The organism is Blastococcus saxobsidens, assembly GCF_002938435.1.
GTDB lineage: Bacteria > Actinomycetota > Actinomycetes > Mycobacteriales > Geodermatophilaceae > Blastococcus > Blastococcus saxobsidens.
This window is the reverse complement of sequence record NZ_POQT01000045.1, coordinates 1-21,497: the sequence shown is the minus strand read 5'-3', so window position 1 is coordinate 21,497 and position 21,497 is coordinate 1. Positions and strand designations below refer to the sequence as shown.

Below are 21,497 nucleotides of genomic sequence, written 5' to 3'. Positions count from 1 at the left end.
CGAGTGGCACCACGCACGACCGAGGACGACGGTAACGACATGTCGTCACGGAACGCGTCGAATCCGGAACGCGAGGTACTCGGGTGGCGGGTGTGGCATGCGGGTGTCAGCGATCACAGCAGCGACGGGCACCCGGCGCGGCCAGGTGGCCTCCGTGCCGTCGCGGGGCCGCGCGGAGGTCAGACGGGGCGGCCCGTCGCCTCGAAGGCGGCCAGCTCCTCCGGCGTCCCGAAGCAGTAGAAGTCCCCGCGCACCAGACCGACCCGACGTCCGGCGTCGATGAGCTCGTTGAACACCAGCGAGACGTAGTACTCGGGCATGGCGGCGCCGATCTGGCGTTCCATCAGCCGGTCGGCGGCGTCGAGGAAGACCCGCGCCGAGGTGAAGGAGTACACGCCCATGAGGGCGTCGGTGGAGATCGCCTGCTTTTCCGCCGTGCGGGCCACGGTGCCGTCCTCCCCCACCTCCGCGAAGCTGTAGCGCGGCTCGGTGGAGTGGAACGACAGCAGGAGCCCGTCGACGTCGCGGTCGGCCACCGCGGCCTCCAGGACCCGGAAGTACTCGGGGCTGTCGAACGCGATGTCGCAGTCCATGATCACCAGCGGCTGGTCCGGGTCGAGGTGGTCCCGCGCCTGCAGGCAGGTCTCCACCGCGCCCCGCGTGTCGTGGTCCAGCAGCACGATCCGCGCCGCGGGCTCGGCCCCGACGACCTGGCCGGCCAGGCCGTACTCGCGGTCGTTGTCCTCGCGGACGACGACGGTGACGGTCTTCTCCCCCTGCCACGGGCCGAACGAGCGCAGCGCCCGCTGGAACATCGGGATGCCCCCGACCTCGATCAGCGGCTTGGGCGTGCTGATGCCGACCTTGCGGAACCGGGTCCCGAGCCCACCCATCGGCATGAGCACCTGCAGGGTCGCCATCACTGCACCTCGTCCCACTCGTAGTCACGGTCCGCGGCCGGTGCGGAGGTCTGCCGGCCCAGCCGCCACAGCGCCAGGTTGCGCAGCGCCGTCCGGAAGATGTTCCAGTTCCGGGCGTTGGAGACCTGGTCCTCCTCGCGCCAGGTGATCGGCACGTACGCGAACCGCACCTTCCGCCGCACCAGGTCGAGGATCAGCTCGTAGTTGAACGTCAGGTGGTTGGCGAAGCGCATGTACGTGGCCGGGTCCAGGTCGCGCAGCGCGAACAGGTTGAGCCCCGACCCGAGGTCCTGCAGCGGCCGCAGGGCGACCACGCTGTAGACGGTGTTGAGGACGCGGTTGCCCCACACGCGCTTGGCGTCGTACCCGTGCAGCCGTGAGCGCCGGCTGAACCGCGAGCCCAGCACCGTCTGCGTCTCGGGATGGGCCTGCGCGTGGTCGAGCAGCAGCTCGACCTCGTCGCTCTTCGCCTGGTTGTCGCCGTGCAGGATGACGACGTGCGTGTGGCCGGCGGCCCGCGCGTGCTCGAAGGCCACCTTGTGCGTGCCGCCCAGGCTGTTGTTCTGCCGGTTGCGGAAGACCCGCAGGTTGGGCAGCCGACCGGAGCGCTTGTACTCCAGGGCCCGCTCGAGGGTGTCGTCGGTGCTGCGGTTGTCGATGACCCAGATCTCGGTCACCCGCGCGGACACCGTGTCGGTGATCTCGTCCAGCACCCGGCCGATCTGGGGCGCGCAGTTGTAGGCCGGGATGGCGATGACCGCGTTCACCGGGTGAGAACCTCCTCGTTGCTCGGCTGGGCGCCGAGCTCTTCGTCGTCCCGTGCGTGCACCAGCAGGTCGTACTGCTCCAGGAAACGGTTCAAGGCCTGGATGCACACCCCGTAGTACTTCAGCACCGTGCCGGAATTGATCGCCACCCGGTGGGTGAGCATGCGCCCGTAGAAGAGCCCGACGTGGAAGAGCACCGCACGCTGTTCGGCCGGGGCGAGCCGGCGGGGCATCACCTCGGTGGAGACGAAGTCGGCGAGCTCCGCGTACCGGGCCGAGCGGGCATCGCGGTACGTGAGCTCCGGGATGCCGTCGTCCGAAGCGTCCAGCACGACCGGGTCGTCGTCGTCGTTGAGGAACTCGTATCCGTACAGCAGCGACTGCATGTGCCGCGCGAAGTCGATGATCGGCCCGCGGATCTGGTTGTCGTCGGAGGGGTCGATGACCAGCACATCACGAGTGGGGAGGTCCACCAGGATGTTGTCCACCGTCAGGTCGCCGTGGATGTTCGACGACGAGCGGAAGGTGGCGAGGTCCTCCCACGCGGCGGGGTTGGCCTGGATGCGGGCGAGGATGCGGTCGAAGTTGTCCAGCTCGGTCCCGTTGACCACGATCCGCTCGGCCTTCAGCGCCTGGGCCAGCGCCGGGTGCGACTCCGCGGCGGCGCGGACCCGCAGCACGAACCGCTCGGTGACGTAGTCGTCGCGCAGCTCCGGCCGGTGCTCCAGCCCGCCCAGGCGGTACACCCGCGAGTACATGTAGTCCCAGACCTCGGCCAACTTGGCGCGGCCCTCGGCCAGCGGGTTCTCGTGCACGTACTCGAACAGCGGCACGCTGCTCGGCCGGTACTCCAGATCGATGGAGTAGTGGTCCGGGGCGTGCTCCTCGCGCAGCACGGTGACCAGCTGGTGGTGGTCGGCACGCTCGGCCAGCCAGTCGTGCTGGTTCTTCAGCCGGTGGGCGTACTCCGTGGGCACCATCTTCTTCACGAAGAGCTCCCCCGAGCCGTTCGTGGCCAGCAACGTCACGGCGTTCGAGCCGCCCTTGAAGAACCGGACCAGGCTGACGTTGCCGTTGACCTCGAGGCGGTGCATGACGGTGCTGAGGTGCTGGCGCTGGAAATAGGCGTCCAGGAAGTGCGTCATCGAGCCGGAGATGTCCTGGTCGCGGCCCAGCTTGTTCATGTAGCGGTCGTCGAAGGCGGGCGCGACGCCCGCTACGGAATGGCTGGTGCGCTTGGCCCAGTTCACGAACAGGGCGACGACCGCGACGACGATCACCGGCACGTTGACCATCACCCACGAGGCGGCGGCGAACAGCAGCACGGTCGAGCCGTCGAGGCTGGTGCTGCCCACCACGAATGCACGGATGCCGTCGACGAAGGCCCCGGGAGCCCCGTTCCCGACGCTGGGGCTGACGACACCGGCCGGTGCCGCGGTCGCGAGCACACCGTCGCGGCCGGCCAGCGCCGGGAACACGGTACCGACGACCAGCGCCGCCGCGGCGACGTAGCAGGCCCAGGAGGCCAGCGTCAGCAGGCCGTAGCGACCCAGCTGGCGACGCTGCTGGAGGAAGCGCTGGAAGCCGAAGATCACCGACCAGACCTTGAACCGGGCCCGGTTCTCCAGGTCGGTGTTGAGCCAGGCGGTCATCCGCCAGGCCAACCGCATCAGGGTGGCGTTCTCCCGGACCAGCGCCGCGAACGAGCCGATGAGGACCAGGGAGACGACCAGCGCCACGACCGCGGCAGCGGGCACGATGCCGGTGACGGGCCCGCCGACGACGGCGATCAGGACCAGGAAGGCCACCGACACGAGCACGACGTCGATCAGCCGCTCGAGGACCACGGCGAGCAGTGTGTAGAGGAAGCTGATCCGCAGCGTCTTCGCTATCAGCCAGGACCGGACGATCTCCCCGACCCGCAGCGGCCACACCAGGTTGAACAGGTAGCCGATCGAGAGGTGCCGGAACTGGCCGGCCAGGCTGCCCCGGCGCACGTTGTCGATCGGCACCTTGGTCCGCGCGGCGCGCAGCACGTGCCCACCCAGCTGGACCAGGCCGGCGACGCCCAGAAGCGCCCAGCCTCCACCGGACAGGCCCGAGGAGAGCAGGGACCACAGGTCCGCGAGCGTCGACCACGTGAGGAGGACGAAACCGGCGAGCGAGAGCAGCGCAACGGCGATGAGCGCCAGTCGGCCGCGCGAGTAGCGGGGGCGAGTCATCAGAAGTGCGGCACCTCGAGCACCAGCAGCCCTGCGGCGAGGGCTGCCTGCCGCCCCGTCTCGGAGTCCTCGAACGCCAGGCTCGCGCGGGCGTCGGCCCCGAGGAGCTCCAGCGCTCGCAGGTAGCCCTCGGGGTCTGGCTTGCTGCGGACGACCTCGTCGCCCCAGACGACGACGTCGAACAGCTCCGTGAGCCCGTGCGCCGCCAGGATCTGCCGGCCGTTGCCCGACTTGGCCGTGCTGACCAGAGCGGTCCGGTGGGAGGGCGCCACCAGCCGCAGGAAGGCGATGAGCGCCTCGTTCGCCGTCGTCCGGTGCAGCTGCTCGGCGTACAGCCGGCTCTTCGCCGCGCGGATCACGTCCACGCCCGATGAGCCGATGCCCGGCAACAGGTCGGGGATGAAGTCGCGGGAATCCCGCCCCCAGGTCGTCGCGAACTGCTCGATGGTCAGCTCGTGCCCGGACTCGGCGAACGCATCGCGATAGGCCAGGTAGTTGGCCTCACGGGTGTCCACCAGGGTCCCGTCCAGGTCGAAGAGCAGGGCCTGCACCGACCCGCCTGGTGCTGCCATCGAGAACCGCTCCCCCACTTCATCGGTGATCCCGGGCCCCTCGGCCGGGGCGGTGCACTGCTGCTCCATTCAGGTTCCTGCGCCGTCCCGCGCGGGAGCCGGCCGCGTTGCCGGCGCCGCCCCGTCCCCCTCAGCGCGCCCGAACAGCAGTTTGCTGGCCGCGAAGTTGGCCGCGAAGGACGGAGGCAGCGACACCAACTTACAGATGAACGGCGCCCAGCCGGTCTGCGCGTGGAGGACGTCGATCAGCACCGAGAAGATCACGATGGAGGTGACGTACCAGCCGACGAACAGCAGGAAGGACGAGCGCGACCGCCCGCCGACGAACGCGTACTTGGTCACGAAGAGGTAGACGACGACGACCGCGCAGCCGGCGCTGAGGAGGTTGGCCAGCCACGGCTGCGCGCCGAGACGCACAGCGAGGTAGAAGAGCCCGAGGTCGACCGCCAGCCCCAGGCCCGAACCCAGGAGGAAGTGCCCGAGCTGGCGGAGGAGCCGGGCAGGACGCGGGCTCACCACTCGTCCCGCCGTGCAGCCGCGGGCACGTCCGCACCGCGCCGACCGGCGACCACGGCCCAGCCCCACGCCACGACGACGAGCAGCGCTCCGACACCGGTGGCCGGCAGCAGGAGCCGTTCCCCGAGCGGGGCGTAGGAGACCTCCAGCGTCCCGGCCGCCACGCCGGCGGGCAGCTCGATCCGCAGCACCGCGTCCTCCACGGCGCCCACCGCCACCTGCTCGCCGTCCAGCGTGGCCGTCAGGCCCGGCCAGTAAGGGAGCCGGAAGGCCAGCCACCCGCCGTCCGCCCCGGTGGAGACCGTGTAGGCGCCCAGGGGCTCGTCGCCGCGGACCACCCTCGCCTCGTCGGCCGCCGCCACGGTCACGCCGGAGGCGGCTGTGATGCGCCCGGGCAGGTCGTCCTCGCGGCGGTACTCGACGTACGCGTTGCTCTCCTCGGCCACGGTCCACTCCCTGGCGAAGTGGTCGGTCAGGGCCTCGGGCGCTTCCCGATCGAGCAGGACGGTGTCCTCGCTCAGCAGCTCCAGCCAGGAGGTGCCCGTGTCGCCGGCCGGGCTCAGGAGCTCGGCCGGGTCCTGGCACGTGGCGCCCTCGTAGGTCCGGCACCAGCGCTCGTTCAGGGCGGCGTGCCAGACCGCGTAGGAGCCGGTGCCGGTGAGGAAGTCCGCCACGAGGTTGCCGTTGCTGCGGAGCACCCCGTCGGACCAGCCCATGTCGCCGTCGAAGCCGTAGTCGATCACGGTCGCCGAGGTACCGGTCCTGAGGGAACGCTCCTGGTAGGCCGGGACCGTCGTGCCGAGTTCCCGTCCGGCCGGCAGGTTCCGGAGGGGGACGTCGGCGTCAGCGGCGGCCCCGTCGAGCGCGTTCTTCCGCTCCTGGAGGGAGACCATCATCTGCTCCCCGAGGAAGACCGCGCTCCAGCTGATCGCGACGACCACGGCGGCGGCCGGCCACGTGCGCCGGCGATCGATGGCCTCCCCTGGGCGCAGAGCCACGACCAGGCCGGCCACGGCGAGGGCGGTGAGCGCTCCGGCGAGCACGTGCCAGCTGAGGAACACCGGGGCCCGGAACACGGCCAGCAGGGTCTGGGCGAGCACCAGTCCGCCCGCCGCCGCCAACCGGCCCCTGCTGAAGCGCGGCGCGGCCCGCAGCCCGATGAGGACCAGCAGCGGGAGCATGATCTGCACGACCACCAGGTAGCGGAACGGGTAGCGGAACATCGCCACGACGGTCGGCAGCTGGGTGAAGACCACCGCGAGCGCGTACACCACACCCGCTGTCACGACGCCCGGCGCACGCAGCGCCCGACGCCAGTCCACGAAGGCGGCCGCCGCCACGGCGACGACCATCGTGTACATCGCCGGCACCAGCGGCAGCGTTCCGCCGAAGGAGTTGGTCTGCCCCAGCAGGGTCGGACCACCGAGCAGCACGTCGGCCAGGTTCGTCACGCCGAACGCCGCGTTCCCGACCAGGGGGTCGGGGTCCAACCGCGACATGTACGGGGACGTCTCGACCGTCGCCAGGAGAGTGGGCAGCGCGAGCAGGAGGCCGCCCACGGCCGCACCGGTACGGGCGACTCCGAGGGGCTGGAGGAGCACGCGCCAACTGCCGGCGTCGCGGATCTGCTCGAAGACCTGGCCGCCGACGAGGGCGAGCGCGAAGAAGAGGACGTAGGGGTTGCCGGAGGCGAGCAGCGCCCAGGTCGCCACGCCGAGCACCAGGGGGGCGCTCCGGCGCGGTGCTGCGAGGCCCCACCAGAACCAGGGCAGCCAGGCCACGCTCCACATGAGCGGCCACCAGGAGCCGCCGTACCAGAGGAGGAAGCCGCTGGACGCCACGCCCAGCGACCCGGCGATGGCCAGCCAGTCGCCCACCCCGTAGTGGCGGAGCACGGTGAGGACACCGGTGCCGAGCAGGACGACGCAGAGCGCGGCGAACCCCCACGACATCACGAGGAAGTCGTCGGTGAGACGGGACAGCGCCATCAGGCCCCAGTGCAGCGGGTCGAGGGCGCCGTACTGCATGTCCGCCGCCAGGTTGCCGGCCATCCCGAGCTCGGGGGCCATGATCGGCGGTCTGCCACCCTCGAGCTGCTGCCCCAGCCACCACAGCATGGGCCCGAACTGGCCCTGGGAATCATCGAGCCAGAAGAAGCGAGGGGCCAACCTGCTCAGCACGAACAGCTGGAGCATCTGCAGCACGAGATAGGCGGCGTAGGTGCCGAGAGACGCGCCCCGCCCGGAGAGCCGGTGCCCGGCGACCACCCCTGCGGCACGGGCAGCCGACACCGGTGCCGGGACCGGGGGGAGGGCCGGACGGCCCAGTTGCTGGGTGTGTGCGGTCACGTCCCGACCTTCTTCTCCGAAGCGGAGCGCCCGATGCGACGACTCCGGCAGCGCGCCCGCGGGGTCTGCCGCCCGCATGACTGCCTGTACCGAGACCCGACTGTAACCGCGGCCCGGGGGCGGCCTGGGAGGCGAGCGACTCAGCTGCCACCCTCTTCCCGTGCACCACACGACTCCCGCGGATCTGCTCACGACGGCCCTCGGCACGGCTCCTGCGGCGCCCCTCCTGACGTACTACGACGACGCCACCGGGGAGCGGGTGGAGCTGTCGGCCACCACGCTGGCCAACTGGGTCGCCAAGACGGCCAACCTGCTGCAGGAGGAGTTCGACATCGGCCCCGGCAGCACCGTGGCGCTGGCCCTGCCGGTCCACTGGCAGACGGCGGCCGTCCTGCTCGCCGCCTGGAGCTGTGGCGCCCGGGTGCTGGACACCGCGGCCGAGGACGACGGCCGGCTCGACGAGGCCGACGTCGTCCTGGCCGCCCAGGACCGCCTCGCCCCGCTCGAGGAGCAGGGCGTCGAGGAGCTGCTGGGCCTCTCCCTGCACCCGCTCGGCATGGGCATGAGCGGGTACGTCGGCTCGGCGCGCGACTTCGCCCTGGAGGCGCGGGTGCACGGCGACGTGTTCGCGCCGTGGTCGCCTCCGCGACCGGCCGATCCGGGGTTGGTGCTGGGCGAGCTCGAGCTGTCGCTCGCCGGGCTGGTCGAGGCCGCCGCCGAGCTGGCCGGGCGTCTGGGCGTCGTCGAGGGCGACCGGCTCCTGGTCGACGTCCGCGTCGCCGCCGAGGCCGGGCCGGTGGCCTGGCTGCTGGCGCCGCTGGCCGCGGGCGCCTCGTTGGTCCTGGTCGCTTCGCCGGACCCCGCCGGCCTCGCGCACCGGGCCGGGACGGAGCGGGTCACGGCTACCCTCGGGGTCCAGGTCGAGGGCGTGCGCGAGCTGGGTCGCGGCGCCTGACGCGCACGGCCCACCGCACCACCTTCCGCCGAGGGAGCCCCTGGACCCCGTGACCGCCGCGACGACGCCCCCCGGCCGCCCCCGGTACCGACCGTGACGTTCTCCGTGCTGGCCCGTGACCCCGCCACCGGGGACATCGGTATCGCCGTCTCCTCCTGCATCCTCGCCGTCGGCCGGGCGGTCCCCGGGGCGCGGCCGGGGGTGGGCGTCGTGGCCGTCCAGGCGCGCAGCCGCCGGGGGCTGGGCGCCACCCTGCTCGACGGCCTGGCCGCCGGCGGCACCCCGTCGGCCCTGGTCCGCCGCGCCGCGCACTCCGCCGAGGACGCCGACCGGCAGATCGCGGTCCTCGACGTCACCGGCCGGATCGCCGCGGACACCGGGCCGGGCTCGTTCCCGGAGTGCGGACACCTGGTGGGCGACGGCTTCAGCGTGCAGGGCAACATGCTCGGCTCCGCCGACGTGCTCCCCGCGATGTCGCGGACGTTCGCCGCCGTCGACGGCGACCTGCCCGACCGCCTCCTCGCCGCGCTGTCGGCCGGTCAGCACGCGGGCGGCGACCTCCGCGGCCGGCAGTCGGCGGCCATCCTGGTCGTCAGCGGCCAGCCGCCCACCGACGAGGACGACGGCGTGCGGATGGATCTCCGGGTCGACGACTCGGGCGACCCGGTGGCCCAGCTGGGCATGCTGCGCAACCTGCAGCGTGCCTACGAGGAACGCGACTACGACCGCCTGGCGCTGTTCGCACCCGAGGGCGCCCGTGACCTGTACGCCGCGCTGGCCGCCTCCTCTCGCGGGGACCGGGAGGGCGTGCGACGGGCGCTGGAGGCGATGCGGGAGCGACCGGGCTGGTCGGCCTGGCTGAGGACGATGGCCGGCGACACCCGGCTGGCGGCGGTCTCCCGCCTGCTCGGATAGGTGAGCACCGGCCGGCTGCGTGTGACCAGGACCGCGAGCGTGACCAGCGGGAACGACCCTCGACCGCAGGAGCAGGCAGGATGCAGCCATGACCGAGGCAGGCGCAACCGGCGGCACGGTGCAGCTCCGGCTCGTGGGCCCGGAGGACCGGGACCGGCTCAGGGCCTGGCGCAACGACCCCGCGGTCGCGCAGCACATGTACACGACGCACGAGATCGGGCCCGAGGAGCACGCCCGCTGGTTCGCCGGGCTGCTGGGGGACGACCGCCGGCGGGCATGGGTGGCCTCCCTGGACGGCGTCCCCGTCGGCGCCGTGTTCGTGACCGGCATCGACCGGGAGAACCGCCGCGCGACGTGGGGCTTCTACGTCGCCGACCCCCGCACGCGTGGCCGCGGCGTCGGCAGTGCGATCTGGGTGTTCGTGCTGGACCACGTCTTCGAGGAGCTCGGCCTGCACAAGCTGTGCTCGGAGGTGCTGTCCTCCAACGAGGCCTCGCTCGCCATGCACCAGAAGTTCGGCTTCCGCACCGAGGGGGTGCTGCACGACCACGTCCTGCGCGATGGCCGGTGGCTGCACGCGCACCTGCTCGCGATGTGGGCCGACGACTGGGCCGAGCGCCGGGCGGGGTTCGAGGCCGGGCTCCGCGGCAACGGGCGGCTGGCCTGAGCGTGGCGAGCTCGACCGCTCCCCGTCCCCGGTCCCCGCGGCGGGTCAGGATCCTCTGCGAGGCCGCCGCGACCACCGGGCTCGGGCACTTCGTGCGGTCCCTGGCGCTGGGCGCCGAGCTGGCCGGCCGGGGCGCCGCGGTGCAGGTGCTGCTCCGGCCGGACGCCCTCCCCCGCGCGCGGGAGGCGGTGACCGCGGCCGGGCTCGACCTGGCCGCCGGCGACTGGGACGCCCTCCGGGAGGGCGCGGAGCCCGCGGACCTGGTGGTGGACAGCTATCGCGTGCCGGGTCTCTGGCTCACCGACCTGCACCGCCGCGCCGGCGCGGCCGGCGGGCGCCTGGTGGTGATCGACGACCTGGCCGACCGGTCGTTCTCCGCCGACGTCGTCGTCAACCAGAACCTCGGCGCCGAGGAGCTGCCCTACCCCGGGGTGACCTCGGTGCTGGCCGGCCCCTCGTACGCCCTGCTGCGCCCGGAGTTCCGCGCGGCCCGGGCCGCGGCGACGGCGTCGGCACGGGAGCTGCCCGACCTCCCGCGGACGGTGCTCGTCCTCTTCGGCGGCACCGACCCGACCGGGATGACGGCGACCGCGGCACGGGCGGCGCTCGCGGCCTTCCCCGACGCCTCCGTGCGGGCGATCGTCCCGGCCGAGTCGGCACCCGACGAGGAGCTGCTCGCCCACCCCCGGGCGCGCGTGCTGGCCCCCCGGCCGGACGTGCACCGGGAGATGCTGGCCGCCGACCTGGTGATCACCGCCGGCGGGTCGACGGTGTGGGAGCTGTGCTGCCTGGCCCGCCCGGCCGCGGTGATGGCCGTGGCCGACAACCAGGCGGCCGGCTACGACCGGCTGACGGCGGCCGGCCGCGTGCTCCCGCTCGGCCGGCGGCCGGAGCCCTCCGTCGCGGCCCTGACCGACCGGCTCGCCGCACTCGTCGGCGCACCGGGACGGCTCCGCGAGGTGGCCCTGGCCGCGGCCACGGTCACCGACGGCGCGGGCGCCGCCCGGGTGGCCGACGTGCTCCTCGGCTGAACCCGGCCCGGGTCAGCGCAGCAGGCTGCGGGCGATCACCAGGCGCTGCACCTGGTTGGTGCCCTCGTAGATCTGGGTGATCTTGGCGTCGCGCATCATCCGCTCGACCGGGAAGTCCTGGGTGTAGCCGGCGCCGCCGAACAGCTGGACGGCGTCGGTGGTCACCTGCATCGCGACGTCGGAGGCGAAGGCCTTGGCCGAGGCGGACATGCGGGTGGCGTCGGGACGCCCGGCCTCGCCCGCGGCCGCGGCGACGTAGACCAGGTGGCGGGCCGCCTCGATCTTCATCTCCATGTCGGCGAGCATGAACTGCACGCCCTGGAACTCCCCGATGCTCCGGCCGAACTGCCTGCGCTCCTTGACGTAGGCCACCGAGGCGTCGAGCGCGCCCTGGGCGACACCGACGGCCTGCGCGCCGATGGTCGGCCGGGTGAAGTCCAGCGTCCGCAGCGCGGTCTTGAAGCCGGTGCCGGGCGCGCCGATGATCCGGTCGGCCGGGATGGTGCAGCCGGTGAAGTAGAGCTCGCAGGTGGGCGAGCCCTTGATCCCCATCTTCCGTTCCTTCGGGCCGACGGCGAAGCCCGGGTCGTCGCGGTGGACGGCGAAGGCGGAGATGCCGCCTGAGCCCTTCTCCGGGTCGGTGACGGCCATGACCGTGTACCACTCGGAGATGCCGGAGTTGGTGATCCAGGCCTTGGTGCCGTCGAGCACCCAGGAGTCACCCTCGAGGCGGGCGCGGGTCTTCATCGCGGCGGCGTCGGAGCCGGCCTCCCGCTCGGACAAGCCGTAGCTGATCATCGCGTCGCCGTCGGCGATGGGGCGCAGGACCTTCTGCTTCAGGGCCTCGTCGGCGGACAGGATGATCGGCATCGAGCCGAGCTTGTTGACCGCCGGGATGAGCGAGGCGCTGACGTCGACCCGCGCGACCTCCTCGATCACGATGCAGGTGGCGATGGCGTCCGCGCCCTCGCCGCCGTACTCCTCGGGGATGTGGGTGGCGTGGAAGCCCGCGGCCGTCAGGGCCTTCTGCGCCTCGATGGGGTAGCGGGAGTCGGCATCCACCTCGGCCGCCCAGGGTGCGATCTCCCGCTCGGCGATGTCCCGCACCGCCTCGCGGATCGCCTCGTGCTCCTCGGTCAACGCGTACAGCCCGCTGTTCGTACCCACGCCCCCGATCGTAGGGCGCCCCACTACCCGTCGGTGACGAGGCGCTCCTGCAGGGTGAGGTCGCGGGCGACGACGCCGTCGGCGAGATCGGCCTGGAACCGCTCGACCCGGCCGCGCAGCTCCTCGTCGGACGCCGCGAGGATGCGCACCGCCAGCAGGCCGGCGTTGCGCCCACCGCCGATGCCCACCGTCGCCACCGGCACGCCCGCGGGCATCTGCACGATCGACAGCAGGCTGTCCAGGCCGTCGAGCCGGTCCAGCGGCCGGGGCACGCCGATGACCGGCAGCGGCGTCGCCGCGGCCACCATCCCTGGCAGGTGCGCCGCACCTCCGGCGCCGGCGACGATCACGCGCAGCCCGCGGCCGGCGGCGCCCTCGGCGTAGTCGAGCATCCGCCGCGGCGTGCGGTGCGCGGAGACGACGTGCGCCTCGTAGGGGATGCCGAACTCCGCGAGCGCCTCGGCGGCCGGCTGCATCATCGGCCAGTCCGAGTCGCTGCCCATGACGATGCCGACGACCGGGTGGCTCATGCCGTGCTCCTCAGTGCTCGTGGTCGTGCGCGAAGGCGAAGGCCGGGTCGACGACGCCGTCGGCGAGGTAGCGGGCGGCGGCGACCGCCCGCGCCCGGACCTCCTCGAGGTCCTCGCCCAGGGCGGTGACGTGCCCGAGCTTGCGACCGGGCCGCTGCCCCTTGCCGTACCAGTGCAGCTTCACGTCGGGCCAGTGCGCCATGAAGTGGTGGACCCGCTCGTCCAGTGCGGGGCCGGACCAGTCCTCGGCCGCGGCGGCACCGCCGAGGACGTTGGCCATCACCACGACCGGGGCGGTCATGGCCGTGGCGCCCAGCGGGTAGTCGAGGACGGCCCGCAGGTGCTGCTCGAACTGGCTGGTGCGCGCACCCTCGATCGTCCAGTGGCCCGAGTTGTGCGGGCGCATGGCCAGCTCGTTGACCAGGACGCCGTCCTCGGTCTGGAACAGCTCCACGGCCAGCATGCCGACGACGCCCAGCCGGTCGGCGATGCGCACGGCCAGCTCCTGCGCCGCGGTGGCCAGCTCGTCGGAGAGCCCCGGGGCGGGCGCGTACACCTCGGCGCAGACGCCGTCGCGCTGCACGGTCTCGACCACCGGCCACACCGCGACCTGGCCGAACGGCGAGCGGGCCACCTGCGCCGACAGCTCGCGCACCATGGCGACCCGCTGCTCGGCCAGGAGCACGCCGTGCCGCGCCAGCAGGGCACCGGCCTCCTCGGCGTCCCCGACGACGAAGACGCCCTTGCCGTCGTAGCCGCCGCGCGGGGTCTTGAGGACGACGGGCCAGCCGTGGTCGCCGGCGAAGGCCGCGACGTCGGCCGCGGAGCCGACCTCCGCCCACGCCGGCTGCGGCTCCCCCGCGGCTGCCAGCGCGCGCCGGAGGACCAGCTTGTCCTGGGCGTGCACCAGCGCGGCCGGCGGCGGGGCGACCCGGGTGCCGGCCGCCGCCAGCACCTCCAGGTGCTGGGTGGGCACGTGCTCGTGGTCGAAGGTGAGGACCGTGGCGCCCTCGGCGAGGTCGCGGAGCGCGTCGAGGTCGTCGTGCTCGCCGATGCGGACGTCCCCTGCGACCAGCGCGGCGGACTCGGCGGGACCGGCGGAGAGCACGCGCAGCGACTGCCCCAGCGCGACGGCGGCCTGGTGCGTCATGCGGGCGAGCTGGCCGCCGCCCACCATGGCCACCACGGGCAGGCCGGTGTGCGGGTGCAAGACGGCTGCCACGGTGGGGAGGTTAGCGACCGGGACCGGGCCGCGAGGCGGGGCCCTCGGTCCCGGTCCGCCCGAACGGGTGTGACCCGAGAGGCGGCCGGGGTGCCCGGCGGCCCCGGTCCGGCCGGATCGACGCCCCGCGGAGATCGCCCGGTTACCTTGGGTGCGTGTCGACGATCGCCCAGCAGCGGAAGGACCGGATCCGCGACCTGGCCGTGGCCCACGCCCGCACTCCGGAGGTGCGCAGCGTGGCCGTCGTCGGCAACAAGCCGCTGGACCCCGACCCCCGCCGGGCCGCCGCGATCGACGCGTGCGACCTGGTGGTGCGGGTGAACGGCTTCCGGCTCGACGACACCCCCGACCAGCACACCTTCGGGACCCGCGCCGACGTCGTCTTCTTCAACCGGGCGCTGCGGGCCACCCCGTGGTTCTTCAGCGGCTACCGGGACCGGCTCTACCTCATGGTCGAGCCGGGCCGGCTGCACTGGGAGCCGGAGTCCGTCCCCTCCTGGTGGCCGGCCGACCTGGGCCACCTGCACGTCAACAACGACGACCTGACCCTGCCGCTGTCGCAGGACCTCGGTCTCGACTCCCGTGCGGAGGGGCTCTGGTCGACCACCGGCACGATGGCCGCCTGGTGGGCGCGGACCACGTTCCCGGACGCCGAGCTCGTCCTGGCCGGGTACTCCTTCGTCGACGATCCCGACCAGACCCGCTGGGCGCACGCCTCCGGCGACGACTGCATCGTCGGCCCCGAGCACCGGATCGCCCTCGAGGGCGACCTCTTCCGCCGGTGGGCCGTCGCCGGCCGCACCGCCCTGTGGGCCTGACGTCCGCTCCGGCCGACCGTGCGCCCAGCATCCCCGACAGTGAGGAAGTCCCTGTGAAGCTCCGAGCCAGGATCACCCAACGCATCAGCCGGTCGATCGCCTGGCGGGTCGAGGAGCAGGTCGTCGAGCTCCGCGACCTGGTGGGCGCGCTGGAGCGGACCACCCGCGAGCTGGCCGACCGGGGCACCGAGCTCGACAAGCGCCTGGGCGAGCTGGAGCGGTGGGTGGGCGACGTCGCCCGCGAGTCGTCGTGGTCGGCCAACGAGCTGGCCCGGCTGGCCCCGCAGGCCGCCGCCTTCGAGGCCCGGCTGGAGCAGCAGGCCCGCCCGACCGTGCTGACCGGGGAGCTGGCGGACCTGCCGGAGGCCCGGCTGCTGGTCGACGTCGTCCGCGAGGAGCACGCCCGGGTGCGCGCCCGGCTGTCGCTCGTCTCCGCCTACGAGGAGCGCCTCCGGCGCCTGGAGCTCGCGCTGCGCCCGGCGCAGGGCACCGAATGAGTGCGCTGGCGCCGCTGCTCGGCGGCGAGGGCGCGCCGTTGATCATCGCCGAGCTCTCCGCCAACCACGACGGCAGCCTGGAGCGGGCGCTGGCGACCATCGACGCCATCGCCGCGACCGGTGCGCAGACGGTGAAGTTCCAGACCTACCGCGCCGAGTCCATGACCCTGGACTCCGACGGCACCCCGTTCCGGATCAGCGACGGCCACGGCCTCTGGGCCGGGCGGCGGTTGTTCGACCTGTACCGCGAGGCCGGGACGCCCTACGAGTGGCACGCCCAGCTGTTCGCGCACGCCCGGGACCGCGGGCTGCTGCCGTTCTCCAGCCCCTTCGACGGCGCGGGGGTCGAGCTCCTGGAGAGCTTGGACTGCGCCGTCTACAAGATCGCCTCGGCCGAGCTGGTGGACCTGCCGCTCATCCGGACGGTGGCCTCCACCGGCAAGCCGATGGTGCTCTCCACCGGAATGGCGACCCTCGCCGAGATCGACGCCGCGCTGTCCGCCGCCCGCGGGGCCGGCTCCGGCGAGCTGGTCCTGCTCAGCTGCACCGCGGCCTACCCCGCCGACCCCGCCGCCAGCCACCTGGCCAACATCGCGGTGCTGCGCGAGTCCTTCGGCGTGCCGGTCGGTCTGTCCGACCACACGCCGGGGATCGGCGTGCCGGTGGCCGCCGTGGCGCTGGGCGCGGTGGCGGTCGAGAAGCACGTGATGCTCGACCGTGACAGCGGCGGCGTGGACTCCGCCTTCTCACTGGTGCCGGCCGAGCTGGCCGACCTCGTGCGCGAGTGCGCCGCCGCCCGGGCGGCCGTGGGCCCGGGCCCGCGGTTCGGCGTCCGGCCCGGCGAGGAGGAGACCGCCCGGCTGCGCCGCTCCCTGTGGGTGACCGCCGACGTCGCCCCGGGCGAGGTCGTGGGGCCGGAGAACGTCCGCGCGTTGCGCCCGGCCGGTGGCCTGGCCCCCGCGCTGTGGGAGGACGTCGTGGGCCGGCCGTTCGGCCGCCCGGTCGCTGCCGGCACGCCCCTGGACTGGGCGCTGCTGGGCGTCGCCCTCGACTGAGGTCGTCGCCGGCGGCCGGGGTGCCGGCGGTCAGCCGGCGAAGAAGCCGCGCACGAGGTCGCACACCCGGTCGACGTCGTCGTCGGTGACCCCGACGAACAGCGGGAGCGAGATCTCCTCCCGGTACCACTGCTCCGCGACCGGGCATTCCCCGCGCCGGTGACCGAGGTCGGCGAACACCGGGTGCCAGTGCGCCGGGATGTAGTTGACCTGCACGCCGATGCCGGCGGCCCGCAGGTGGTCGAACAGCGCCCGGCGGGCGTCGGCGGGCACGCGGGCCGGGTAGAGGTGCCAGGCGACGTCGGCGTCGGCCGGCCGGGCCGGTGTGCGCACCTCCGCCACGTCGGCCAGCGCGGCGTCGTAGCGGGCGCTCAGCTCGGCGCGGCGCGCCTTGAAGGCGGCCAGCCGGCGCAGCTGGCTGGACCCGAGGGCGCACAGCACGTCGGGCAGCCGGTAGTTGAGCCCGAAGGAGTGCACCTCCTGGTGCCACGGTCCCTCGTCCGGCTCCCGCTGCTCGCCGGGATCGCGCACCAGGCCGTGGTTGCGGAACCGGGCGGCACGGGCCAGCAGGTCCGGCGAGGTGCTGACGACGGCGCCACCCTCGGCGGTGGTGAGGTTCTTCGTCGCGAAGAAGCTCAGCGTGGTCAGGTCGGCCAGGGAGCCCACGGGCCGGCCCCGCCAGACCGTGCCGATGGAGTGGGCGGCGTCCTCCATCAGCAGCGCGCCGGCCCGGTCGGTGACCGTGCGCAGGGCATCCATGTCGGCCGGCAGCCCGGCGTAGTCGACGGCGGTCATCACCGACGTCCGGTCGGTGACCGCGGCCGCGGCGGCGTCGGCGTCCAGGCAGCCGGTGGCGTCGTCGACGTCGGCGAAGACCACGCGGGCGCCGAGCAGGGCCGCGGTGGCGGCCGTGGCGACGAAGGTCAGCGGGGAGGTGACGACCTCCTGGCCGGGCCCGACCCCGGCCGCCGCGTAGGCGGTGTGGAGGGCGGCCGTGCCGGAGGTGACCGCGACGGCGGGGTGCCCACCGGTCCACCCCGCCAGGTCGGACTCGAAACGGGTGACCGCCGGGCCGGTCGTCAGGTACGGCTCGGAGATCGCCGCGGTCACCGCCGCGACGTCGGACGCGTCGACCGACTGACGGGCGTAGGGCAGCACGCCGCTCAGTCCAGGCTGTCGATCAGCGCGCGGAGCTCCTCGACGGTGAGCAGCAGGTCATTGGTGTCCGACCGGTAGGCGAAGCCGTCGGGGACCTGCTCCCCCACCGGCGGCTCGTAGCCCCAGCCGGCCAGGTACGGGGTGATCACGTAGCGGTCGCCGGTGAGCACCGTCCGCCGGGAGTCGTCCGCGGCGATCATCTCCTCGTGGAGCTTCTCGCCCGGCCTGATGCCCACCTCGACGGTCTCCGCGCCGGGGGCGACGGCCTCCACCAGGTCGAGCAGGCGGGTGCTCGGGATCCGGGGGACGTAGAGCTCGCCGCCGTGCATGCGGTCCAGCGAGGTGACGACGAAGTCGACCGCCTGCGGCAGGGTGATCCAGAACCGGGTCATGCGCCGGTCGGTGAGCGGCAGCGGCTTGCCCTCGGCCGCCAGCCGGCGGAACAGCGGGATGACGCTGCCCCGGCTGCCCATGACGTTGCCGTAGCGCACGACGCTGAACCGGGTCTCCTGGTGCGCGGCGTAGTGGTTGGCCGAGATGAACAGCCGGTCGGCGCACAGCTTGGTGGCGCCGTAGAGGTTGATCGGGCTGGACGCCTTGTCGGTGGAGAGCGCGACGACCTTGCGCACGCCGGCGTCGATGGCGGCCTCGACCACGTTCTCCGAGCCGTTGACGTTCGTGCGGATGTACTCCACCGGGTTGTACTCGGCGGTGTCCACCTGCTTGAGGGCCGCAGCGTGGATCACGAGGTCGACGCCGTGCATCGCCCGGCGCAGCCGCTCGCGGTCGCGGATGTCGCCGATGAACCAGCGCAGTCGCTCGTCGTGGGTGAAGGCCGCACGCATGTCGGACTGCTTGAGCTCGTCGCGGCTGAAGATCACCACCCGGCGGGCGCCGAGGTCCAGGGCGCGGCGCACGAACGCCTTGCCGAACGACCCGGTCCCCCCGGTGACGAGGACGGAGGCCCCCGCGAGGCTGGTGGAGACGTCCGACGGAGTGGGTGCCAGGTCCTCGCTCATCGAGACGAGAGGCTACGCGTCGGGTGACCACGCCGCCCCCGAGGTCGGGTGGGGCACGATGGCCGCGTGCGAGTGACCGCCGTCGTCCAGGCCCGCATGGGCTCCACCCGGCTGCCCGGCAAGGTGCTGCGCCCGCTGGCCGGCCGCCCGGTGCTGTCCTGGGTGCTGCGGGCGGCCCGGGAGAGCGGGTCCCTGGACGAGCTCGTGGTCGCCACCAGCACGCTGCCCGAGGACGACGCGGTCGAGGAACTGGCCCGCGAGGTGGGCGCGCAGGTGGTCCGCGGACCGGCCGACGACGTGCTGGACCGGTACCTGCTCGCGCTGGACGCCCACCCCGCGGACGCCGTCGTGCGGCTGACGGCCGACTGCCCCCTGATCGACCCCGCCCTGGTCGCCATGGTGGTGGCCATGTGGCGGGCCGCGCCGGCGTCGGTCGACTACCTGGCCACGACGTCGCCGCGCAGCCTGCCGCGCGGCCTCGACGTCGAACTGGTGACGGCCGAGGCGCTGCGGCGGGCCGGCCGGGAGGCGACCGGCCACGACCGGGCCCACGTCACCTCCTACGTCTGGAGCCGGCCCGAGCTGTTCCGGGTGGCCGGGCTGGTCGTGACGCCGTCGGCCGCGGACCTGCGGGTCACGCTCGACACGCCCGAGGACGCCGCGCTGCTGGACGCGGTCGCCGGGCTGCTCGGCGACCGGGCGCCGGCCTGGCGCGAGGTGGTGGGCCTGCTGCGGTCGCGCGGAGACCTCGCCGCCCTCAACGCCGCGGTCGTGCAGAAGGCCTTGGAGGAGGGCTGAGCACACCGCCGCGCGCGTACAGTCGCGGCGTGGCCCAGCCCGGCATGCCGCCGTCCTCGGCGGGGCGCCGGCGACTGCCGCTGCTGCGCGAGCTCGGTGCCTTCGGGGTCGTGGGCGGCGTCTGCTTCGTCGTCGACCTGACGCTGTTCCAGCTGCTCTACGCGGTGGTGGGCGCCGGCGCCGTCACCTCGAAGCTGGTGGCGAGCCTGGTGGCGACCACGCTGGCCTTCCTGGGCCACCGCTCGTGGTCCTTCGCGCGTCGCCGGCGCACCGGTCTCCGGCGGCAGTACTCGCTGTTCCTGCTCATCAACGGCGGCACGCTGCTGCTCAGCCTCGGGATCGTGGCCTTCGTCCGCTACCCGCTGGGGCAGGAGTCACCACTGGTCCTGCAGGCGGCGAACGTGGCGGCGATCGCGGTCGGCACGGCGCTGCGCTGGCTCACCTACCGGCTGTGGGTGTTCCCCGCCCGGACGACGCCGGTCGCCGGCGAGCGGGCGCTCGCCCCGGCGTCCGGGCAGCTCTAGGGCGCCCCCGCCGCCGGCCACCGCACGCCCGGCAGTGCGCTCACCCCGCCAGGCGCGAGCCGTTCCGGCCGGCGACCACCTCGAGGCGCGTGGGGATCCGGGTGCGCAGCTCCTCCAGGTGGCTGATCACCCCGACGGTGCGGCCCCCGCGACGGAGCTCGTCGAGCACCGTCATCACCGAGTCCAGCGCCTGGGCGTCGAGGGTGCCGAACCCCTCGTCGACGAAGAGCGTGTCGATGCGCACCCCACCGGTCTCGGCGGTGACGACGTCGGCGAGACCGAGCGCCAGGGCCAGCGAGGCCATGAAGCTCTCCCCGCCGGAGAGCGTCTTGGTGGGTCGGCGCACGCAGGTGTACTCGTCGAACACGTCCAGCCCCAGGCCGCCCCGGGCGCCGTTGCGCCCCTGGGCATCGCTGTGCAGGAACGTGTACCGGCCCCCCGACATGTCCAGCAACCGCCGGCTGGCCACCTCGGCCACCTGCTCCAGGCGCGCGGCCAGGACGAACGACTGCAGCCGCATCCGCCGGGTGTTGGCCCCGCGGCCGTGCGCGAGGTCGGCGAGCGCGGTGACCTGGTCGGCCCGGTCGCGGAGCTCGGCGAGCTGGAGCTCGGCGGTGGCGATCCGGCCGACGAGATCGGCCAGCGCCGTGGTGCAGCGGCGCGCCTGCTCGAGCTCCGCGACCGCCTCCTCGCGGCGTCCGGTGACCGCCGCGCACCGCTCCTCCAGCAGTGCCGTCTCCGGCTGGGGGCCGAGGTCGGCCAGCTCCGGGTCGGCCAGCCGGTCGCGCAGCAGCGCCGTCCGCTGGTCGTGCCCGTCGAGCTGCCGGTCCAGGGCGGCGAGCCGGCCCGGCTCGAGCAGCGCCGCCGCGGCGTCGAGCACGTCGTCGAAGCCGGCTGCGGCGGCGCGTTCCTCCGCGACGAGCCGGGCGGAGTCGGCCTGCGTCCGGGCGCGCAGCTCCTCGACCTCGGCGGTCAGCACCGCGTCGCAGGCGTCCGCGGCGGCGGAGAGCCGGGCGACGCGGGACGGCAGGTCGGGGTCGTCGCCGCGGGCGGAGGTCAGCCGCTCGACCAGCTCGGCCAGTCCCGCCGCCAGCGCCTCGCGCTCGGCGGTCCGGGCCCGCAGCTCCTCCCGCTCAGCGCCGAGCCGGGCGGCGACCTCGTCGCGCTCGGCGGCCAGGCGCCGCAGCAGCGCCTCGGCGGACGTGAGGTCGGCGGCCGGCTCCTCGGTGGCACGAAGGCGGCCGGCCAGCTCGGCGACCCGCTCCGCCTGGTCGGCAACCGGCAGCTCGCCCGCCAACGCGTGCAGCCCGGCGAGCTCCCGCTCCGCGGCCTCGAGCCGGGCGGAGACCTCGGCGAGCGCCGCCTCCGCGGCGTCGGCGACGGCGTGCGCTGCGTCCTCGTCGGCCGCCGTGACCCGGACGCCGTCGTGTGCCGCGGGGCGGGGGTGCTCGGTGGCACCGCAGACGGGGCAGTCGGCCCCGTCGACCAGCCCGACGGCGAGCTCCGCGGCCATCCCGTCGAGCCGCCGGCTGCGCAGGTCCAGCCAGCGCTCGCGGGCGTCGCCCCAGCTGTCCCGCCGGGCGCGGACCCCGTCGCGCAGGTCGACCAGCCGGTGCTCGAGCTCGTCGGCGGCCCGACCGGCGGCAAGAGCGGCCTCCGCGCCGGCGAGCTCGACCACCAGATGCCCCATCCGCACGGCGACACCGCGCACGACAACCTGGCGTGCCTGTGCGAGCACCACCACCGGCTCTCGCACCAGGCACCGGGCTGGCGCCTGCACCGCGCCGCCGACGGCG

The 21,497-nt window shown here is 74.0% G+C and carries 21 protein-coding genes; 9 read left to right on the top strand and 12 right to left on the bottom strand.

Annotated elements, in window-relative coordinates; genetic code table 11:
• Positions 1–179 precede the first annotated feature (179 nt).
• The 6 genes from C5507_RS19935 to C5507_RS22520 are packed head-to-tail and all read right to left on the bottom strand — an operon-like array spanning position 180 to position 7,345.
• Positions 180–920, bottom strand: coding sequence for a glycosyltransferase family 2 protein (locus C5507_RS19935; protein ID WP_130504255.1), 741 nt, complete (start codon positions 918–920; stop codon positions 180–182).
• Positions 920–1,687 carry a glycosyltransferase family 2 protein gene (locus C5507_RS19930; protein ID WP_158657662.1) on the bottom strand — a complete coding sequence of 256 codons (768 nt, stop codon included), beginning with the start codon at positions 1,685–1,687 and terminating at the stop codon, positions 920–922. The genes C5507_RS19935 and C5507_RS19930 overlap by 1 nt, the downstream gene beginning before the upstream one ends.
• Positions 1,684–3,909, bottom strand: coding sequence for a lysylphosphatidylglycerol synthase domain-containing protein (locus tag C5507_RS19925; RefSeq protein WP_104530242.1), 2,226 nt, complete (start codon positions 3,907–3,909; stop codon positions 1,684–1,686). The genes C5507_RS19930 and C5507_RS19925 overlap by 4 nt, the downstream gene beginning before the upstream one ends.
• Entirely contained in the window at positions 3,909–4,550 is a 642-nt protein-coding gene (locus tag C5507_RS19920) for an HAD family hydrolase (protein WP_104530241.1), read from the bottom strand. The genes C5507_RS19925 and C5507_RS19920 overlap by 1 nt, the downstream gene beginning before the upstream one ends.
• Positions 4,551–4,997: a GtrA family protein gene (locus C5507_RS22525; protein ID WP_158657661.1), complete on the bottom strand. Its 447-nt coding sequence runs from the start codon at positions 4,995–4,997 to the stop codon at positions 4,551–4,553.
• Positions 4,994–7,345 carry a hypothetical protein gene (locus C5507_RS22520; protein ID WP_158657660.1) on the bottom strand — a complete coding sequence of 784 codons (2,352 nt, stop codon included), beginning with the start codon at positions 7,343–7,345 and terminating at the stop codon, positions 4,994–4,996. Before C5507_RS22520 ends, C5507_RS22525 begins: the two co-directional genes overlap by 4 nt.
• Before the next feature lie 160 nt (positions 7,346–7,505).
• On the opposite strand from C5507_RS22520, the gene C5507_RS19910 reads away from it, so the two are divergent.
• The 4 genes from C5507_RS19910 (at position 7,506) to C5507_RS19895 (ending at position 10,913) form a co-directional block, all read left to right on the top strand.
• Positions 7,506–8,300: a TIGR03089 family protein gene (locus C5507_RS19910; protein WP_104530239.1), complete on the top strand. Its 795-nt coding sequence runs from the start codon at positions 7,506–7,508 to the stop codon at positions 8,298–8,300.
• Positions 8,301–8,393: 93 nt separating this feature from the next.
• Positions 8,394–9,215 (top strand): DUF1028 domain-containing protein, encoded by an 822-nt coding sequence (locus C5507_RS19905; RefSeq protein ID WP_104530238.1) that lies wholly within the window; start codon positions 8,394–8,396, stop codon positions 9,213–9,215.
• A gap of 88 nt (positions 9,216–9,303) precedes the next feature.
• Positions 9,304–9,882 carry a UDP-4-amino-4,6-dideoxy-N-acetyl-beta-L-altrosamine N-acetyltransferase gene (gene pseH, locus C5507_RS19900; protein ID WP_104530237.1) on the top strand — a complete coding sequence of 193 codons (579 nt, stop codon included), beginning with the start codon at positions 9,304–9,306 and terminating at the stop codon, positions 9,880–9,882.
• A gap of 2 nt (positions 9,883–9,884) precedes the next feature.
• On the top strand, positions 9,885–10,913 hold the full coding sequence (locus tag C5507_RS19895) for a PseG/SpsG family protein (protein ID WP_104530236.1): 1,029 nt from the start codon (positions 9,885–9,887) through the stop codon (positions 10,911–10,913).
• A 12-nt stretch (positions 10,914–10,925) separates the two neighbouring features.
• Here C5507_RS19895 and C5507_RS19890 read toward each other — a convergent pair whose 3' ends face one another.
• Genes C5507_RS19890 through C5507_RS19880 form a run of 3 tightly spaced genes read right to left on the bottom strand, consistent with a single transcriptional unit; the run spans position 10,926 to position 13,832 of the window.
• The gene (locus tag C5507_RS19890; protein WP_104530235.1) at positions 10,926–12,080 is read right to left on the bottom strand and encodes an acyl-CoA dehydrogenase family protein; all 1,155 of its coding nucleotides are present in this window, start codon (positions 12,078–12,080) and stop codon (positions 10,926–10,928) included.
• Between the two features lie 23 nt (positions 12,081–12,103).
• Complete coding sequence (purE, locus tag C5507_RS19885) at positions 12,104–12,610, bottom strand: 5-(carboxyamino)imidazole ribonucleotide mutase (RefSeq protein ID WP_104530234.1); 507 nt, start codon at positions 12,608–12,610, stop codon at positions 12,104–12,106.
• A gap of 10 nt (positions 12,611–12,620) precedes the next feature.
• On the bottom strand, positions 12,621–13,832 hold the full coding sequence (locus C5507_RS19880) for a 5-(carboxyamino)imidazole ribonucleotide synthase (RefSeq protein WP_242611155.1): 1,212 nt from the start codon (positions 13,830–13,832) through the stop codon (positions 12,621–12,623).
• Positions 13,833–13,987: 155 nt separating this feature from the next.
• Here C5507_RS19880 and C5507_RS19875 point away from each other — a divergent pair, with 155 nt between their 5' ends.
• The 3 genes from C5507_RS19875 to pseI are packed head-to-tail and all read left to right on the top strand — an operon-like array spanning position 13,988 to position 16,202.
• The gene (locus tag C5507_RS19875) at positions 13,988–14,650 is read left to right on the top strand and encodes a hypothetical protein (RefSeq protein WP_207225819.1); all 663 of its coding nucleotides are present in this window, start codon (positions 13,988–13,990) and stop codon (positions 14,648–14,650) included.
• A 53-nt stretch (positions 14,651–14,703) separates the two neighbouring features.
• Entirely contained in the window at positions 14,704–15,147 is a 444-nt protein-coding gene (locus C5507_RS19870; RefSeq protein ID WP_104530233.1) for a hypothetical protein, read from the top strand.
• Positions 15,144–16,202 (top strand): pseudaminic acid synthase, encoded by a 1,059-nt coding sequence (pseI, locus tag C5507_RS19865; RefSeq protein WP_104530232.1) that lies wholly within the window; start codon positions 15,144–15,146, stop codon positions 16,200–16,202. The genes C5507_RS19870 and pseI overlap by 4 nt, the downstream gene beginning before the upstream one ends.
• Before the next feature lie 30 nt (positions 16,203–16,232).
• Here pseI and C5507_RS19860 read toward each other — a convergent pair whose 3' ends face one another.
• Positions 16,233–17,360 (bottom strand): DegT/DnrJ/EryC1/StrS family aminotransferase, encoded by a 1,128-nt coding sequence (locus tag C5507_RS19860; protein ID WP_207225821.1) that lies wholly within the window; start codon positions 17,358–17,360, stop codon positions 16,233–16,235.
• 5 nt (positions 17,361–17,365) lie between these two features.
• On the bottom strand, positions 17,366–18,379 hold the full coding sequence (gene pseB, locus C5507_RS19855; RefSeq protein WP_104530230.1) for a UDP-N-acetylglucosamine 4,6-dehydratase (inverting): 1,014 nt from the start codon (positions 18,377–18,379) through the stop codon (positions 17,366–17,368).
• A 66-nt stretch (positions 18,380–18,445) separates the two neighbouring features.
• On the opposite strand from pseB, the gene C5507_RS19850 reads away from it, so the two are divergent.
• Both C5507_RS19850 and C5507_RS19845 read left to right on the top strand, forming a co-directional pair.
• A complete protein-coding gene (locus C5507_RS19850; protein WP_104530229.1) occupies positions 18,446–19,177 on the top strand; it encodes a cytidylyltransferase domain-containing protein in 732 nt (243 codons plus the stop codon).
• Positions 19,178–19,206: 29 nt separating this feature from the next.
• Entirely contained in the window at positions 19,207–19,701 is a 495-nt protein-coding gene (locus C5507_RS19845) for a GtrA family protein (RefSeq protein ID WP_242611156.1), read from the top strand.
• A gap of 40 nt (positions 19,702–19,741) precedes the next feature.
• Here the strand turns inward: C5507_RS19845 and C5507_RS19840 are convergent, their stop codons facing one another.
• The gene (locus tag C5507_RS19840; protein WP_104530247.1) at positions 19,742–21,391 is read right to left on the bottom strand and encodes an AAA family ATPase; all 1,650 of its coding nucleotides are present in this window, start codon (positions 21,389–21,391) and stop codon (positions 19,742–19,744) included.
• Positions 21,392–21,497: the final 106 nt, after the last annotated feature.

Bases quoted from the DNA above. Each gene is read 5' to 3' on its own strand.
- C5507_RS19840 (WP_104530247.1), bottom strand. From the start codon at position 21,391: ATGGGGCATCTGGTGGTCGAGCTCGCCGGCGCGGAGGCCGCTCTTGCC.
- C5507_RS19925 (WP_104530242.1), bottom strand. From the start codon at position 3,909: ATGACTCGCCCCCGCTACTCGCGCGGCCGACTGGCGCTCATCGCCGTT.
- purE (WP_104530234.1), bottom strand. From the start codon at position 12,610: ATGAGCCACCCGGTCGTCGGCATCGTCATGGGCAGCGACTCGGACTGG.
- C5507_RS19935 (WP_130504255.1), bottom strand. From the start codon at position 920: ATGGCGACCCTGCAGGTGCTCATGCCGATGGGTGGGCTCGGGACCCGG.
- pseB (WP_104530230.1), bottom strand. From the start codon at position 18,379: ATGAGCGAGGACCTGGCACCCACTCCGTCGGACGTCTCCACCAGCCTC.
- pseH (WP_104530237.1), top strand. From the start codon at position 9,304: ATGACCGAGGCAGGCGCAACCGGCGGCACGGTGCAGCTCCGGCTCGTG.
- pseI (WP_104530232.1), top strand. From the start codon at position 15,144: ATGAGTGCGCTGGCGCCGCTGCTCGGCGGCGAGGGCGCGCCGTTGATC.
- C5507_RS19920 (WP_104530241.1), bottom strand. From the start codon at position 4,550: ATGGAGCAGCAGTGCACCGCCCCGGCCGAGGGGCCCGGGATCACCGAT.